Genomic DNA, 14695 nt, shown 5'->3' on the forward strand with positions numbered 1-14695 from the left:
TCGGAAAGGGTTGCGCGACACCAGGGGCGGGACAAGTGCCAATTTTCTTCACACCACTGCCCGTCAGAATAACTCCGGCGGCCGGTCGCGCGAGAAGCGGGATTGCGCGGACAAGCCCCTTGATAGGCTGCGGATGGAAATGCGCAAGCCTTTGAGTCCGGACCATTTATCTGGTCGGGCGGGAACTGTCGCGGACATGTTGATGGATGTGAACAAGCGTCTGCGAAGTGGCGGACGGCATTGTGTGAGTCCAATCCACGGTCACTCAGACTCAAACCTTAAGAATCTAAGATTCTTTATTGGAGAAGGGCGCTCCAGAGAGATATGTGTGCAGGTGAGATCTTAACGAGTTCTTACTATCCCCAGATCGCCGAACGGCTGGGCGCACAGATGGACGCCGGACATGTTTGAAGACGTCTATCTCTGGATCAAGGCGCTGCACGTGATCGCCGTCATCTCCTGGATGGCCGGCATGCTCTATCTGCCCCGACTGTTCGTCTATCATTGCGAGGCCGAGATCGGCTCGAAACAGTCCGAAACCTTCAAGATGATGGAACGTCGCCTGCTCAAGGCGATCATCAACCCCGCCATGATCGTCACCTGGCTTGCCGGGCTTTACCTTGCCTGGGCCGGCCATTGGTTCACCTTCGGCTGGCTGCACGTAAAACTGGCACTGGTGCTGGCGATGTCTGCGGTCCACGGCTTTTTTTCCCGCTGGCTCAAGGACTTCGCTGCGGACCGGCGCCCGCACAGCCAGAAATTCTTCCGCATTATCAATGAGGTGCCGACCGTCCTGATGATCATCATCGTCTTCATGGTGATCGTGAAGCCGTTCTAGGCAATGATCGGGAATGATCGCCCAGCGCTTCGGCTTGCGGAGTGGGAAGCGATTTTCTATATTATCGATATCCCACCCAACGCAGGCGGATGTGGTTGTGTCCGAGCTTTTTGAAGGCCGGACACCGCATCAGGTTTGAAGCCCCCACCGGCACTTAACCTTGCCAGACCTGCGGACCTTACCTTCTCACGTCCGCATTTCAGAGCCTCCTCGCACCCCTCCCAAGGTTACCCCACAGGACCACCCCAATGCGGGAAATTAAACTCCAGGACCTCAAGTCGAAGACGCCGGCCGAGCTCGTCTCGTTCGCGGAAGAGAACGGGGTCGAGAATGCCAGCACCATGCGCAAGCAGGAGCTGCTGTTCGCCATCCTCAAGCAGCTTGCGCTGGCCGAGACCGACATCGTCGGCGAGGGCGTCGTCGAGGTGCTCTCCGACGGCTTCGGCTTCCTCCGTTCGCCCGACGCGAATTATCTGCCGGGCCCGGACGACATCTACGTTTCGCCGTCGCAGATCCGCCGTTTCGGCCTGCGCACCGGCGACACCATCGAAGGCCACATTCGCAGCCCGAAAGAGGGCGAACGCTATTTCGCGCTGCTGAAGGTCAACACGCTCAATTTCGAAGACCCGGAAAAGGCCAAGCACAAGGTCAATTTCGACAACCTCACGCCGCTGTTTCCGAATCAGCGTTTCCGCATGGAAATCGACGATCCGACGCGGAAAGACCTGTCTGCCCGCGTGATCGATATCGTGGCGCCGATCGGCAAGGGCCAGCGCGCGCTGATCGTCGCGCCGCCGCGCACCGGTAAAACCGTGCTGATGCAGAACATCGCGCACTCGATTACCCACAATCATCCCGAATGCTATCTGATCGTGCTTTTGATCGACGAGCGTCCGGAAGAAGTCACGGACATGCAACGCTCGGTGAAGGGCGAGGTCGTATCGTCGACTTTCGACGAACCGGCCGTACGTCACGTCCAGGTCGCCGAGATGGTGATCGAGAAAGCCAAGCGCCTCGTCGAGCATGGCCGCGACGTCGTGATCCTGCTCGATTCGATCACGCGTCTGGGCCGCGCCTACAACACCGTGGTGCCGTCATCCGGCAAGGTGCTGACCGGCGGCGTCGACGCTAACGCCCTGCAGCGCCCGAAGCGCTTCTTCGGTGCCGCCCGTAACATCGAGGAGGGCGGCTCGCTGACCATCATCGCAACCGCGCTGGTCGATACCGGCAGCCGCATGGACGAAGTCATCTTCGAAGAGTTCAAGGGCACCGGTAACTCCGAACTGATCCTGGACCGCAAGGTCTCGGACAAGCGGACCTTCCCGGCCATCGACATCTCGCGCTCCGGCACCCGCAAGGAGGAGCTCATCACCGACAATCAGGTGCTGAAGAAGATGTACGTGCTCCGCCGCATCCTGAACCCGATGGGCACCATGGATGCGATCGACTTCCTGCTCGACAAGCTGCGCTCGACCAAAAGCAATTCGGAGTTCTTCGACTCCATGAACACCTGAGCCAGGGTGCAGCAAAAAATCAAAGGGCGCCTTCGGGCGCCCTTTTTGTTGTGCGGCTTTGCTGCGGGAAAAGTGCAGCATGACGAGCAGCTGGACTTCAATCCCGTATTTCTTTGAAGCTGTTGATATATCTGGATAATGATTGACTTCTGACCGACCGAAATTGTCTTGGACGGCGATTTCTGCAGCGAAATCCGAAGATTTTATTGCACTGCAATGTGGGAGTTGTTGCGTGCCAGGCCGCAGCAAAATCGTCCTGACCGCGGTCGCGGACGCGACGTTTGCCTTTTCCTCGCCAGCCGGACAAATAGGCCATGCACCCGCGTGACCAGACCATCTTTGCGCTGTCGTCCGGCCGTCCGCCGAGCGCGATCGCGATGGTGCGAGTCTCCGGTCCGCAGGCGAGCTTGGTGCTGACGGCACTCGCGGGCAAGCTGCCGACGCCGCGGCAGGCCAGCCGCCGGCTGCTCCGGGACCATTCCGGCCAACCCATCGACGATGCGGTCGTGCTCTGGTTTCCGGGGCCGGGGACCGCGACCGGCGAGGACGTCGCCGAATTTCACGTCCATGGCGGACGCGCCGTGCTGGCCGCGCTCCTCGCTGCTATTTCGTTAATTCCGAATACGCGCGCGGCCGAGCCTGGCGAGTTCACGCGGCGCGCGTTCGAGAACGGCAAGCTCGATCTCACCGAGGCCGAGGGTCTCGACGACCTCATCCACGCCGATACCGATCGCCAGCGCCGCCAGGCGCTGCGGCAGTTGCAAGGCCTGCTCGGCGATCGCGCGCGTGATTGGCGCGAGCGCATCATCGAGGCCTCGGCGCTGATCGAAGCGGGAATCGATTTTTCCGATGAAGGCGATGTGCCTGCGGAATTGCGTGCGCCTGCGGTGAAAGCGATCAAGGCGCTTCACGACGAAATCACAAAAGTCCTTGCGGCACAGGGACATTCCGAACGCCTCCGCGACGGTCTGGTGGTTGCGATCGCAGGCGAGCCGAATGTCGGCAAGTCGACGCTGATGAACCAACTCGCCCGCCGCGACGTCGCGATCGTTTCGCCGCACGCCGGCACCACCCGCGACGTGATCGAGGTGCAGCTCGATCTCGACGGCTATCCCGTCACGGTGATCGACACGGCCGGCATCCGCGAGACCAATGATCCTGTCGAGCAGGAAGGTGTGCGCCGGGCGAGGGCGCGGGCCGAAGACGCCGACCTCGTGCTGTGGCTGGTGGAGGGCGAGCGCGCCGTCGATCCATCCGGCGGCCAGGTCTGGATCGTCCGCAACAAGATCGATCTTGGGGGAACAGGGGCACGCGGCGAGTTCGGGATCTCGGCGAGCCGGGGCGACGGCATTCCGGAGCTGGTCGAGGCCCTCGTGAAATTTGCGGCGGACTTCTTCGGGACCACCGAGGGCGCATTGGTGACCCGGGCCCGGCAGCGAGACTTGTTGAGCCGCGCCTCGGACAGCTTGCGCCGGAGTCTCGACCTTGTAGAACAGGGCGAAGAGCTCGCGGCCGAAGAGCTGCGTGCCGCGGCTTATGCCCTGGGCCGACTGCTCGGCCGGGTCGATGTCGAGGACGTCCTCGGGGCCATTTTCCAGAAATTCTGCATCGGAAAGTAGCGCTAGTTCTTCAATGTAGAACTAGCGCTTGTTCCATTGCTTGTGTTCCACGTGAAACAGGGTTTGGGGGTTCCGGGCCGTTTCACGTGAAACAGGTACCGTAGGTGGGCAAGGCGGAGCGTGCCCACCATCTCGGTCCGAATATGCCAGCGGCTCGTGGGCACGGCGCGCAAAGGGCGCGCCTTTGCCCACCCTACAGGACCTGTTCCGCACATTGTTTCACGTAAAACAGCAGCCGTTTGGACGCACTTCCTACTGTGCATGGGGTTGTTGTCGCGGAGCCGCGCCGAGCGCTCCAGCACTTCCGTTTCACGTGAAACACCCGCCTCCCCAGTTTCCACTTCCGGCTTTCCTGCCGCTGAGCTAGAAAGTCCGCCCATGCGACCAGAGCGAGAGAGTTTCGACGTCATCGTCATTGGCGGCGGCCACGCCGGCTGTGAGGCCGCGGCTGCGTCTGCCCGGATGGGGGCGACGACCGCTCTGGTGACACACCGTTTCTCGACCATCGGCGCGATGTCCTGCAATCCCGCGATCGGTGGTCTGGGTAAAGGTCATCTGGTCCGCGAGGTCGATGCGCTCGATGGTCTGATGGGCCGAGTCGGTGATGCCGGCGGCATCCAGTTCCGCGTTCTCAATCGCCGCAAGGGCCCGGCTGTCCGTGGTCCGCGGGCCCAGGCCGACCGGAAGCTTTATGCCGCCGCCATGCAGGCCGCGATCCGGGCGACCGAGGGTCTTTCCGTCATCGAAGGCGAGGCCGACGAACTGATCGTGGTCGATGGCCGGGTCACGGGACTTCGCCTGGCGGACGGTCGGGCGCTCCGGGCAGGGGCTGTCGTCATCACCACCGGCACCTTTCTCCGCGGTCTGATTCATCTCGGCCAGAAGAATTGGCCTGCCGGCCGTGTCGGTGAGGCTCCGGCGATGGGTCTTTCGGCCTCCTTTGAGCGCGCCGGCTTCACCCTTGGACGGCTGAAGACCGGGACTCCGCCGCGTCTGGACGGCTCCACGATCGACTGGTCCGCGGTCGAAATGCAGCCCGGAGACGAGCCGCCGGAGCCGTTCTCGGTCATGACCAAGGGGATCACGACCCCACAGATCCAGTGCGGGATTACCCGGACCACGACCGCCACCCATGAGGTGATCCGGGCCAACGTTCATCGCTCTCCGATGTACTCCGGTCAGATCAAGAGCTCCGGTCCGCGCTATTGTCCCTCGATCGAGGACAAGATCGTCCGCTTCGGCGACCGGGACGGCCACCAGATCTTCCTGGAGCCGGAAGGTCTCGACGACACCACGGTCTATCCCAACGGCATCTCGACCTCTCTGCCGGAGGAGGTCCAGCTCGCGATCCTCGCCAGCATCCCTGGCTTGGAGCGGGTCAAGATGGTCCGTCCGGGCTACGCCATCGAATACGACCACATCGATCCCCGCGAACTCGATCCGACCCTGCAGACCAAGCGTCTGCGCGGTCTTTTCCTGGCCGGGCAGATCAATGGCACGACGGGATACGAAGAGGCCGCCGGGCAGGGCATCGTGGCCGGCCTCAACGCGGCGCTCTCCTCCAGCGGAGCCGCGCTGACGGTGTTCGACCGTGCGGACGGCTATCTCGGCGTGATGATCGACGACCTCGTGACCCGCGGGATCAGCGAGCCCTATCGGATGTTCACCTCACGGGCTGAATACCGGCTGACCTTGCGGGCCGACAATGCCGATCAGCGTCTGACCGAGAAGGGAATCGCGCTGGGCTGTGTCGGGAGTGCCCGGACCCAGCATCATCGCGCCAAAATGGACGCCCTGAATGCTGCGCGGACGCTGTCGAAGTCACGGACCATCACCCCGAACGAGGCGATCAAACACGGGCTGTCCCTGAACCGGGATGGCCAGCGCCGCTCGGCCTTCGAGCTGATGGCCTATCCGGATATCGGCTGGAGCCAGGTCCGAGCGATCTGGCCGGAGCTGTCCGCCATCGATCCCGTCATCGCCACTCATCTCGAGATCGACGCCAAGTACGACGTCTATCTCGAGCGCCAGAGCGCTGACGTCGAAGCCTTCCGGCGCGACGAGGGGATGGTGCTGTCGGAGGTCGACTACAGCCTCGTCCCCGGTCTCTCCAATGAGGTTCGGGCCAAGCTGGAGAAGGCGCGGCCGTTCACCGTCGGCCAGGCCGGTCGGATCGACGGCATGACGCCGGCGGCCCTCGGCATCCTCGCGGCCTATCTCCGTCGCGAGGCACGCAAGATTTCCAAAGCAATCGCATAGGCGTTTCACGTGAAACAGCGCGGCGGGGACAAACCGCTCTCCCGACGACCCGGCACAGGTGAGGGCGCCGGTCGTCGAACCGAACCGCCGGCACCGACGAGGCCCAAGATCGACAAGGCCAGCGCCAACGATCAGGCGCTCGATTCCATCATCGCCGCCGACAAGCGCGCGGCCCTGAAGCTCGCGCCCGTTTCACATGAAACAGAGGCGCGGCTTGATCGCTATATCGCGCTGCTGCGGGAGTGGCAGGCCAAGACCAATCTGGTCGCACCCTCGACCCTGCCAAACCTCTGGACCCGGCACATCGCCGACTCGCTCCAGCTCGTCGATCTCGCGCCGACCGCAAAGCGCTGGGCCGATCTCGGCAGCGGCGGCGGATTTCCAGGCGTCGTGCTGGCGTGCGCCATGGCGGGGTCGCCGGGCGCGAGCGTCCACCTCGTCGAGCGAATCGCCAAGAAGGCCGCTTTTTTGCGCGAAGCAATCCGCGTCACCACATCTCCGGGAGTCGTACATCTCGCTGAGATCGGGGATAATGTGGATAGAATCACCGGCCCCGTCGATTGCGTCACCGCCCGCGCGCTGGCTCCGCTACATCAACTCATCGGCTTTGCGGAGCCGCTGATGCGCCAGGGTGCAAAAGCGCTGTTTCCGAAGGGTCAAGATGTAGAGGCTGAATTGACCGAAGCCGCTAAATATTGGAATATTCAGCCGCAACTCCACCGAAGCCGGACCGGTGACGGTTGGATCGTCGAGCTGACTTCAGTTGTACGGCGCGGGTGAGGCGCTCAGGGGTTGAGTTGGGGAATTTTCGATGACCGTGATTGACGAGCCGCAGCAAGAACAGACCGATCAAGTGCCCCATGGTCACCCGCGCATCCTGGCGCTGGCGAATCAGAAGGGTGGCGTGGGAAAAACAACCACGGCGATCAACCTTGGCACGGCACTCGCTGCGATTGGCGAGCGCGTCCTGATCGTCGATCTCGATCCGCAGGGCAACGCCTCGACCGGCCTCGGCATCGATCGCCGCAACCGCTCGTGCTCGACCTATGACGTGCTGATCGGCGAAGCCCCGCTGCGCGAAGCATTGGTCTCGACCGCGGTGCCGCGGCTGCACATCGCGCCCTCGACCATGGACCTTTCCGGCCTCGAGCTCGAGCTCGGCACCACGCCCGGCCGCGCATTCAAGCTGCGCGATGCGATCGGTGCGCTCAACAACAACGTCTCGCCGGACGCCGACTACACCTACGTGCTGATCGACTGCCCGCCGTCGCTGAACCTGCTCACGGTCAATGCGATGGCCGCGTCGGACGCGATCCTGGTGCCGCTGCAGTGTGAGTTCTTCGCGCTCGAAGGTCTGTCGCAATTGCTACAGACGGTGGAGCAGGTGCGCTCGACGCTGAACCCGAACCTGTCGATCCACGGCATCGTGCTGACCATGTTCGACTCGCGCAACAACCTCTCGAACCAGGTCGTGGCCGACGTCCGCCAGTTCATGGGCGAGAAGGTCTACAAGACCATGATCCCGCGCAACGTGCGCATCTCGGAAGCGCCGTCCTACGGCAAGCCGGTGCTGGTCTACGATCTCAAATGCGTCGGCAGCGAAGCTTACTTGCGACTCGCCACCGAAGTCATCCAGCGCGAGCGCGAGCTGCGCGTCACGCATTGAAGCGACGTTGATTTGTAGGATGGGTAGAGCGCAGCGAAACCCATCATCACTTGCACGAACAGCGATGGGTTTCGCTTCGCTCTACCCATCCTACAAGTTTCGATAATTCAGTTCTGGAGTGCTGCAGCGTGAATCCAAGGGAGCTGGCGATGGCCGACGAAGCGCGTTCGCGACTGGGCCGGGGTCTTGCAAGTCTGATCGGTGATGTCGGCGGCGAGGCTCAGCACGTCGACCGTCCGCGCGCGCAGCGCAAGGTGCCGATCGAATTCATCAAGGCCAATCCGCGCAATCCGCGTCGGACCTTTTCGGACACCGAGCTCAGGGAGCTCTCCGAATCCATCAAGCAACACGGCGTGATCCAGCCGATCGTGGTGCGCCCGGTGAAGGGCACGCAGGATCGCTTCGAGATCATCGCCGGCGAACGGCGCTGGCGCGCCTCGCAGATGGCCGGCCTGCATGAAGTGCCGATCGTGCCGGTCGACATCAGCGACAGCGATGCGCTGGAATTCGCGATCGTCGAGAACGTGCAGCGCGAAGACCTCAACCCGATGGAAGAGGCGCTCGGCTACCACGCGCTCGCCAACGAATTCAAGCGCAGCCAGGACGACATCGCCAAGGTCGTCGGCAAGAGCCGCAGCCACATCGCCAACATGATGCGGCTGACCAAGCTGCCGGCCGAGGTGCAGGCCTTGATCACCAGCGGCGATCTGACCGCCGGTCACGCCCGCGCGTTGATCGGTGTGCCCGATCCACTCGCCGCTGCGAAGCGTATCGTCGCGGAGGGCCTCAACGTCCGCCAGGCCGAAGCGCTCGCGCATGAAGAGGGCGTGCCGGAGCGCAAGCCGCAGAAGGCGCGTGCGACTGCCGGGAAGGAAAAGGATCCGGATACGATCGATCTCGAGAAGCGCGTCAGCGATGCGCTCGGCCTCAAGGTCACCGTCAATCACCGCGATCCCGGCGGCTCGGTCCAGATCAACTACCGCAACCTCGATCAGCTCGACGAGGTGATGAAGCGGCTCGCGAAGGGCGCGCTGTAGCTCACGCACACGCTCTATCGCCGTCACCCTGAGGTGGCCGCTTCTTCAGCGGCCCTCGAAGGGCGACGGCCCGGCTACATCGGGGCCGTTCATCCTTCGAGGCTCAGGGCACGATGCTGCGCATCGCGCCACTCGCACCTCAGGATGACGAGTTTGGCGCTTCGCTTCTTTGTTGTGAGCGGTTCTGCATCCACATCGTCATTGCTTCGCTGCGCTCGCAATGACGGGGAGAGAGCTGGGCCTAACCCCGCCGCTTCGCATTCGCGGCGATGGCCATCAGCGTGCGCTGGGCGATGGCGGCGGCGAGCGTTGATTGCTTGCGGGTGTCGAGCGCGGCGGTCGCGAGCTGCTCGATGATGCCGGCGAGCCGTGCCACGCTGAAATTGCGCAGCGCGGTTTCGACCATGGGCTTCCGTGAGAAATGCAGCCGCGGATATCCGCCGTCGAGCACGGCGGAGGCAGGCTGGCCGTCTGCGATCGCGAGCGCGGATTTGTGCAGCCACGCGGCCTGGCGCTGCGCGGCCGAGATGATCACGCCGGGATAAGTGCCGGCGATCATGGCCTTTGCGAATTCGGTCTCGACGATATCGGGCCGGCCGGCGAAGGCGCCATCGACGATCGGATCGAGCTTCAGCTCGGAGGCATCCGCGACGACGGACATCACATCATCCAGCGTGATCTCGCCCTTGCCGTGGGCATAGAGCGTGAGCTTGCGCAGCTCGTTGCGCGAGGCCTGGCGGTCGCCGCCGAGGAACGACATCAGCGCGGCCCGGGCATCTTGCGCGATGCGCAGGTTGGCGATGCGAAGCTCGTCCTCCATCAGTTTGGCGAGGTCGCGCTCGGTGTCGGGATAGCAGCCGATCGCCACGGCCGTCTTGGCTTTCTCGCAGGCCTTGCGCAGCGGCGATTCCGGGCGCAGCTCACCGGCCTCGATCACGATGCGGCATTCCTTCACGTTCATCTCGGCCAGCGTATCGACGCCGCTGGCAAAGCTGCGCGAGCCGGCGCGGATGCGAATGGCGCGGCGGCCGCCGAACAGCGGCACGGTCATGGCCTCGTCGACCAGGCGCGACGGCTCGGCCGAGAGCTCGTCGCCGTCGAGTTTGACCAGCGAGAAGGGATCGTTGGGATCGTCGACGGCGGACGCAATCAGTGCGTCGGCTCGCTCGCGCACGAGGCCGGCATCGGGGCCGTAGAGCAGGATGATCGGGCGGCCCGCGTCGGGGCGGGCGAGGAAGGCGTCGATCTCTTTTCCGCGCAACGCGACCATCGGGCCCAATATGGATCGAGATTCCGGGCTCGCCCGTCAGGCACCCCGAAAGGACAGACTAGGTGCCCGCGGTGAAGAACGCGGCGAGCCTTGTGTTGATGTTGTCGGCAATCTCGTTGGAGGCACGATCCTCGGCGTCACGCACCGCGCGGTTGCGGGAGAAGCGCTGGTAGGAGCCGGGCATGTCGTAAGACACGCGCGAGAACGTCGTGCCGGTCATCACCGATTTGCCGGTCGCGATCTCGATCAGATTGTACTGGCAGTCGATGCCGTAGTTCTCGCTGTTCGGCAAGCCGGTGTTGGGATCGACGATCAGGGACGTCTTGCTGGAGGTGAAGCGGATCACCAGGCGGTGGGTCGGCGGCATGCCCGTGGCCGAACCGTAGAGCTTGAACGCCAACGCGTTGCGGACTTCAACGCCGACGCGGGCCTCGCGGGAGGCATTTGCCTTGTCGATCGGCGGAAGATCGACACCCATCAGCTTCTCGCGCAAGCCGGGGGTGCCGTCGGTATGCTCGGCATACATCGGCTGGAAGCAGCCGGCCGTCGTCGCCGCCAAGGCGGCAACCGCCAGCAAGCGGGCTGCGATACGGATCCTAGCCGACAACATTCACGATCCTCTTGGGGACGATGATCACCTTGCGGACGGGCTTGCCGTCCAGGGCCAATTTTACCGCATCGAGGGCCAAAACGGCAGCCTCGATTTCCGGATTCTGGGCCGCTGTTGCAACTGTGACATCACCCCGTTTCTTGCCGTTGACCTGAACCACGAGGGTCACGCTGTCTTCAACCAGCAAATCGCGTTCGATTTGCGGCCAATTGGCCTCGGAAACCAGCCCCTTGTGGCCGAGAACCTGCCAGCATTCCTCGGCCAGGTGCGGCATCATCGGGGAGAACAGCTGGACCAGGATCTGGCTGGCCTCCCGGATGGCCCAGGCGAGATCGGCCGCCGGCTGGCCGGGGCGCTGCAACACCTCCGAAAACGTATTCGTGAATTCGCGGATATGGGCGAGGCAGACGTTGAAGTGCAGCCGCTCGACGCCGGTCGTCACCTTGTCGAGCGCGCCGTGGGCGGCCTTGCGCAGGAGGAGCGCGTCGTCGCCGAACGAGGCCGGCCGGGCCACGGGGGCGGCCTTGCCGAGTTCAACCGCATCGTTCACCAGCCGCCACAGCCGCTGCACGAAGCGCGAGGCGCCCTGGACGCGCTCGTCGCTCCAGATCACGTCGCGGTCGGGCGGCGAGTCCGACAGCATGAACCAGCGGGCGACGTCGGCGCCATAGGTCGCGATGATGTCGTCGGGGTCGACCGTGTTCTTCTTCGACTTCGACATCTTCTCGATCGCGCCGATCTGGACGGCTTCGCCGGTCGCGAGCAGCGTGGCACGGCGGTCACTGCCGGTGCCTTCGACCTTCACTTCGGCCGGCTGCACCCAGCTGCCGTCGGCCTTCTGGTAGGTCTCGTGCACCACCATGCCCTGCGTGAACATGCCGGCGAACGGCTCGTCGAGCGCGATGTGCCCGGTCGCCTTCATGGCGCGGGTGAAGAAGCGGCTGTAGAGCAGATGCAGGATCGCGTGCTCGACGCCGCCGATATACTGGTCGACCGGCAGCATCCGGTTGGCGACCGCAGGCGTCGTCGGCGCGGTCTCGTTCCAGGGATCGGTGAAGCGCGCAAAATACCAGGACGAATCCACGAAGGTGTCCATGGTGTCGGTTTCGCGCTGCGCCTTGCCGCCGCATTTCGGGCAGGTGACGTGCTTCCAGGTCGGATGATGATCGAGCGCATTGCCCGGCTTGTCGAAGCTCACGTCCTCCGGCAGCACCACCGGCAACTGGTCATCCGGCACCGGTACCACGTCGCACTTCGGACAGTGGATGACCGGAATCGGGCAGCCCCAATAGCGCTGGCGCGAAATGCCCCAGTCGCGCAGGCGGAAATTGACCTGGCGCTCGCCGACCGGCGCATTGCCGCGCAGCTCGTTTTCCAGACGTTTTGCGACTTCGTCCTTGGCTTGATCGATGGTCATGCCGTCGAGGAAGCGCGAATTGATCATGCGCCCGTCACCGTCATAGGCGGTGTCGGATATGACGAACGTCTTGGGATCCTGGCCCTCGGGACACACGACCGGTGTGTTGCCGAGATTGTACTTGTTGACGAAGTCGAGGTCGCGCTGGTCATGCGCGGGGCAGCCGAAGATCGCACCCGTGCCGTATTCCATCAGCACGAAGTTCGCGACATAGACCGGCAGCTTCCAGCTCGGGTCGAACGGATGCACCGCGCGGATGCCGGTATCAAAACCCTGCTTCTCTGCGGTGTCGATGATCGATTGCGCCGTGCCGATCTTCTTGATGTCGGCAATGAACTCCGCAAGCTTCGGGTTCTTCGCCGCGGCCGCCTGCGCCAGCGGATGATCCGCCGAGATCGCCATGAACTTCGCGCCGAACAGCGTGTCGGGGCGCGTCGTGAAGATCTTCAGCTCGCTCTCGCCGGCAGGCGTGGTCGCCTGGTCCAGCGCGAAGCGGACCAGCAGTCCCTCGGAGCGGCCGATCCAGTTGCGCTGCATCAGCCGCACCTTGTCGGGCCAGCGGTCGAGGCTATCAAGCGCGGACAGCAATTCCTGCGAGTACTTCGTGATCTTGAAGACCCACTGGCTCATCTCGCGCTGTTCGACGACAGCACCGGAACGCCAGCCGCGGCCGTCGATCACCTGCTCGTTGGCGAGCACGGTCATGTCGACCGGATCCCAGTTGAGCTTGCGCTTCTCGCGCTCGGCGAGACCTGCGGCGAGCATGTCCAGAAACATCTTCTGCTGATGCTTGTAGTAGCTGGGGTCGCAGGTCGCGAACTCGCGGCTCCAGTCCAGCGACAGCCCGATCGAGCGGAGCTGCTTCTTCATCGCGGCGATGTTGTCGTAGGTCCAGGCCTTGGGCGCGACCTTGCGCTCGATGGCGGCGTTCTCGGCCGGCAGGCCGAAGGCGTCCCAGCCCATCGGATGCAGCACGTTAAAACCCTTGGCGCGCATGAAGCGGGCCAGCACGTCGCCGAGCGTGTAGTTGCGGACATGGCCGATATGGATGCGCCCGGACGGGTAGGGGAACATCTCCAGCACATAGTATTTCGGCCGCGAATCGTCGTTCTTCGAGACGAAGATCGCCTGTTCGTCCCATTGGCGTTGCCAGCGCGGTTCGGCGTCGCGGGCGTTATAGCGTTCGGAGGTCATGGAATCGTTGCGTTTTCGTGGTTTCGGCGGCCTGAAGAGGCCGGACTAGGCCATAGAAGTCCTCGGGGGGTCAATGGGTTGCCGCGGGCGGTGGCGCCCCGCAATGCTGCTCCGCAAAAGTACCGATGAGGGCATTGGGATCGGATTAAGGGGTCGGTGCGAATTTGGCCCTCACAGCACCCCCTGCAGGCGATGGATTCAGGCTTCGACGATCCCGATTACGACTATGCCGCGTCCATCGCCGGACGGGCGGTGCGGAGCATGGAAGACCAGCGGATTCCGCCGACGCCGACCAATTTTGCCATCTGGTTCCAGTATTACGCCGGCAGCCATGATGACCTGCGCAACGCCATCGACCTCCTGATCGACCACAACCGTCCGTTCGACACCAGGACCAATCAGGACCTGTTCGAGACCTATATCGCGCCCCAGGTGAGCGCCGTCGTGGTTCACACGTCCGAGCGGTTGCATGCCCTGATGGGCGCGGCGAAGGAGTTTTTGGCCACCGCGATCGCCGACAATCGCTCCCAGATGCAGGCGATCAGCCAGGTGGCTGACCAGGGCCAGGCCGGCGTCGATCCGAAGACACTGGTTGCCCAGCTCATGAACGAGCTGGCGCGGGCGGCCACCCGAACGACGCGGCTCGAGGCGGGCTTTGCGGAAAAGACACGCGAGCTCGACGTGATCCGTGATTCGCTATCCAAATCCGAAGAGCGCGCCCGGACCGACACGCTGACCGGGCTGGCAAACCGGCGGGCGCTGGATGAATTCCTGCGCAAGGCGCAGACGACGGCGGATTGGGGCGAGCCGCTCAGCGTGCTTCTGCTCGACATCGACCACTTCAAGACCTTCAACGACAATTTCGGCCACGGCGTCGGCGATCAGGTGCTGCGCCTGATGGCCAAGGTGTTGCGCGAAAGGGTGCGCCCGCAGGATCTGTCCGCGCGCTATGGCGGCGAGGAGCTGATCGCGGTGCTGCCGGACGCCGATCTTGCGGCTTGCGCCGAGACGGCCGAGCGCATCAGGCGCGCGATTGCGGAGTGCACCATCACGCGCCGCTCGACCGGCGAAGTGCTGCCGAACATCACGGTCTCAATCGGCGTGGCGCAGTATCGGACGGGTGAGAACGTTGCCGATCTGATCGAGCGCTGCGACCGCGCGCTCTATCTCGCCAAGGGCGGTGGGCGCAATCGCGTGGTGACGGAGAGCGAGCTCGATCGTGCCGAGGCTGCGGGTTAGATCGAGCACAACGCGCGCGGAACAAGCCGTCG

At 63.7% G+C, this 14695-nt stretch carries 11 protein-coding genes; 8 read left to right on the plus strand and 3 right to left on the minus strand.

Going from position 1 to position 14695, the window contains the following annotated elements; all coding sequences use genetic code 11:
- Positions 1 to 403: 403 nt before the first annotated feature.
- From hemJ to NLM31_RS01080, 7 genes are all read left to right on the plus strand, one after another.
- Entirely contained in the window at positions 404 to 838 is a 435-nt protein-coding gene (gene hemJ / locus NLM31_RS01050; protein WP_254191210.1) for a protoporphyrinogen oxidase HemJ, read from the plus strand.
- A gap of 248 nt (positions 839 to 1086) precedes the next feature.
- Positions 1087 to 2352 (plus strand): transcription termination factor Rho, encoded by a 1266-nt coding sequence (gene rho / locus NLM31_RS01055; RefSeq protein WP_027535007.1) that lies wholly within the window; start codon positions 1087 to 1089, stop codon positions 2350 to 2352.
- Positions 2353 to 2666: 314 nt separating this feature from the next.
- Entirely contained in the window at positions 2667 to 3971 is a 1305-nt protein-coding gene (gene mnmE / locus NLM31_RS01060; RefSeq protein ID WP_254191211.1) for a tRNA uridine-5-carboxymethylaminomethyl(34) synthesis GTPase MnmE, read from the plus strand.
- 378 nt (positions 3972 to 4349) lie between these two features.
- Complete coding sequence (gene mnmG, locus NLM31_RS01065) at positions 4350 to 6230, plus strand: tRNA uridine-5-carboxymethylaminomethyl(34) synthesis enzyme MnmG (RefSeq protein ID WP_254191212.1); 1881 nt, start codon at positions 4350 to 4352, stop codon at positions 6228 to 6230.
- 108 nt (positions 6231 to 6338) lie between these two features.
- Entirely contained in the window at positions 6339 to 7010 is a 672-nt protein-coding gene (gene rsmG, locus NLM31_RS01070; RefSeq protein WP_254196116.1) for a 16S rRNA (guanine(527)-N(7))-methyltransferase RsmG, read from the plus strand.
- Positions 7011 to 7041: 31 nt separating this feature from the next.
- Positions 7042 to 7896, plus strand: a complete 855-nt coding sequence (locus NLM31_RS01075; RefSeq protein WP_254127389.1) for a ParA family protein — start codon at positions 7042 to 7044, stop codon at positions 7894 to 7896.
- A gap of 149 nt (positions 7897 to 8045) precedes the next feature.
- Positions 8046 to 8933 carry a ParB/RepB/Spo0J family partition protein gene (locus NLM31_RS01080; RefSeq protein WP_254191213.1) on the plus strand — a complete coding sequence of 296 codons (888 nt, stop codon included), beginning with the start codon at positions 8046 to 8048 and terminating at the stop codon, positions 8931 to 8933.
- 241 nt (positions 8934 to 9174) lie between these two features.
- On the opposite strand, the gene holA is transcribed toward NLM31_RS01080, so the two are convergent.
- Genes holA through leuS form a run of 3 tightly spaced genes read right to left on the minus strand, consistent with a single transcriptional unit; the run spans position 9175 to position 13424 of the window.
- The gene (gene holA, locus NLM31_RS01085) at positions 9175 to 10203 is read right to left on the minus strand and encodes a DNA polymerase III subunit delta (RefSeq protein WP_254196117.1); all 1029 of its coding nucleotides are present in this window, start codon (positions 10201 to 10203) and stop codon (positions 9175 to 9177) included.
- Between the two features lie 58 nt (positions 10204 to 10261).
- Positions 10262 to 10813 carry an LPS assembly lipoprotein LptE gene (gene lptE / locus NLM31_RS01090; protein ID WP_254127391.1) on the minus strand — a complete coding sequence of 184 codons (552 nt, stop codon included), beginning with the start codon at positions 10811 to 10813 and terminating at the stop codon, positions 10262 to 10264.
- The gene (gene leuS / locus NLM31_RS01095; RefSeq protein ID WP_254191214.1) at positions 10800 to 13424 is read right to left on the minus strand and encodes a leucine--tRNA ligase; all 2625 of its coding nucleotides are present in this window, start codon (positions 13422 to 13424) and stop codon (positions 10800 to 10802) included. The genes lptE and leuS overlap by 14 nt, the downstream gene beginning before the upstream one ends.
- 192 nt (positions 13425 to 13616) lie before the next feature.
- Between leuS and NLM31_RS01100 the strand changes: the two genes are divergently transcribed.
- Complete coding sequence (locus tag NLM31_RS01100) at positions 13617 to 14663, plus strand: GGDEF domain-containing protein (protein ID WP_254127393.1); 1047 nt, start codon at positions 13617 to 13619, stop codon at positions 14661 to 14663.
- The last annotated feature ends 32 nt before the right edge of the window (positions 14664 to 14695 follow it).

The organism is Bradyrhizobium sp. CCGUVB4N, from assembly GCF_024199945.1.
Classification (GTDB): Bacteria; Pseudomonadota; Alphaproteobacteria; order Rhizobiales; family Xanthobacteraceae; genus Bradyrhizobium.

Bases quoted from the DNA above. Each gene is read 5' to 3' on its own strand.
- leuS (WP_254191214.1), bottom strand. From the start codon at position 13,424: ATGACCTCCGAACGCTATAACGCCCGCGACGCCGAACCGCGCTGGCAA.
- rho (WP_027535007.1), top strand. From the start codon at position 1,087: ATGCGGGAAATTAAACTCCAGGACCTCAAGTCGAAGACGCCGGCCGAG.
- NLM31_RS01100 (WP_254127393.1), top strand. From the start codon at position 13,617: ATGGATTCAGGCTTCGACGATCCCGATTACGACTATGCCGCGTCCATC.
- NLM31_RS01080 (WP_254191213.1), top strand. From the start codon at position 8,046: ATGGCCGACGAAGCGCGTTCGCGACTGGGCCGGGGTCTTGCAAGTCTG.
- holA (WP_254196117.1), bottom strand. From the start codon at position 10,203: ATGGTCGCGTTGCGCGGAAAAGAGATCGACGCCTTCCTCGCCCGCCCC.
- mnmE (WP_254191211.1), top strand. From the start codon at position 2,667: ATGCACCCGCGTGACCAGACCATCTTTGCGCTGTCGTCCGGCCGTCCG.
- lptE (WP_254127391.1), bottom strand. From the start codon at position 10,813: ATGTTGTCGGCTAGGATCCGTATCGCAGCCCGCTTGCTGGCGGTTGCC.
- mnmG (WP_254191212.1), top strand. From the start codon at position 4,350: ATGCGACCAGAGCGAGAGAGTTTCGACGTCATCGTCATTGGCGGCGGC.
- NLM31_RS01075 (WP_254127389.1), top strand. From the start codon at position 7,042: ATGACCGTGATTGACGAGCCGCAGCAAGAACAGACCGATCAAGTGCCC.
- hemJ (WP_254191210.1), top strand. From the start codon at position 404: ATGTTTGAAGACGTCTATCTCTGGATCAAGGCGCTGCACGTGATCGCC.